Consider the following 1,667-nt stretch of genomic DNA (forward strand, 5'->3'; position numbering starts at 1 on the left):
ACACCGACGAGTTCACGAAGCGGAACCTGACCAAGGTCGGCTACGAGCAGAACCCCCTCGAGGATGAGTCGCTGTCGGACTTCCAGGTCCACGAGGTCGCCATGGCCACCCTCACCCGGGGTGCGCTGGAGGAGACCGGCCTGTCGAAGAAGGACGCGGAGCGGGCGAAGAACATGTTCGCCCTCGGCCTGTTGTCGTGGATGTATCACCGCCCGCACGAGGGCACCGAGCGGTTCCTGCGGGAGAAGTTCGCGAAGCGCCCCGACATCGCCGAGGCCAACATCCTGGCCTTCCGCGCCGGGCACGCCTACGGCGAGACCACCGAGGCGTTCGCGGTCACCTACGAGGTCGCCCCGGCCAAGCTGGCGCCGGGCACGTATCGGCAGATCACCGGGAACACGGCGATGTCCTACGGGATCGTGGCGGCGGGCAGGGTCACCGGGCTGCCGGTGTTCCTCGGCGCCTACCCGATCACGCCTGCGAGCGACATTCTTCACGAGCTGTCCAAGCACAAGGCGTTCGGTGTGACCACGTTCCAGGCCGAGGACGAGATCGCCGGTGTCGGCGCCGCCCTCGGCGCCTCGTTCGGCGGGGTCCTGGGTGTCACCGCCACGTCCGGCCCGGGTATCGCCCTGAAGGCCGAGACGATCGGTCTCGCGGTGGCGTTGGAGCTGCCGTTGTTGGTGATCGACGTGCAGCGCGGCGGCCCGTCGACCGGGTTGCCGACCAAGACCGAGCAGGCGGACCTGTTGCAGGCCATGTTAGGGCGCAACGGCGAGGCGCCGCTGCCGGTGATCGCCCCGCAGTCACCGGGTGACTGCTTCCACGCCGCGGTCGAGGCCGCCGCCATGAGCGTGAAGTACCGGACCCCGGTGATGGTGCTCTCCGACGGGGCGCTGGCCAACGGGTCCGAGCCGTGGAAGGTGCCGGACGCCTCCACGCTGGAGCCGGTGGATCCGGGGTTCGCGACCGAGCCCAACGCCCCGGACGGGTCCGGGGAGTTCTGGCCGTATCTGCGTGACCCCGAGACCCTGGCCCGGCCGTGGGCGGTGCCCGGCACCCCGGGGTTGGAGCACCGCATCGGTGGCCTGGAGAAGGCCGACGGGCGCGGCTCGATCTCCTACGACCCGGACAACCACGACCGGATGATGCGCCTGCGCCAGGCCAAGATCGACGGCATTTCGGTGCCCGACCTCGCGGTGTCGGACCCGGGCGGGCAGGCGGAACTTCTCGTGGTGGGGTGGGGATCCACGTACGGGCCGATCGAAGCCGCGGCGCGGCGGGTGAGGGCCGCGGGCAGGTCGGTCGCGACGGCGCATCTGCGGTACGTGAACCCGATGCCGGCCAATCTCGGTGAGGTTCTGGCCTCCTACGAGCGGGTGCTGGTGCCGGAGATGAACCTGGGCCAGCTCGTCCTGCTCCTGCGCGCGAAGTTCCTCGTCGACGCCGTCTCGTACACGAAGGTCTCCGGGCTGCCGTTCCGGGCCGAGGAGCTGCAGGACGTGTTCTTCGAGCATCTCGACCTGCTGTCCCTCGCCGCGTCCGTCCGGATGGAGACCTCCGCGTGAGCACCGACCTCGGCATGCCGGTCCTGGGCGGGCTGGATCTCGTCCCGCACACCGACGAGAAGCAGACCGCCAAGGACTACACCTCCGACCAGGAGGTCC

1 protein-coding gene is annotated in these 1,667 nt (G+C 69.9%); it reads left to right on the plus strand.

The window, feature by feature from the left end:
• A partial coding sequence (locus ABD324_RS35810; RefSeq protein ID WP_344427921.1) for a 2-oxoacid:acceptor oxidoreductase subunit alpha occupies positions 1 to 1,568 on the plus strand: 1,568 nt, incomplete at its 5' end.
• Between the last annotated feature and the right edge of the window lie 99 nt (positions 1,569 to 1,667).

This window comes from Pseudonocardia ailaonensis, from assembly GCF_039531635.1.
GTDB lineage: Bacteria > Actinomycetota > Actinomycetes > Mycobacteriales > Pseudonocardiaceae > Pseudonocardia > Pseudonocardia ailaonensis.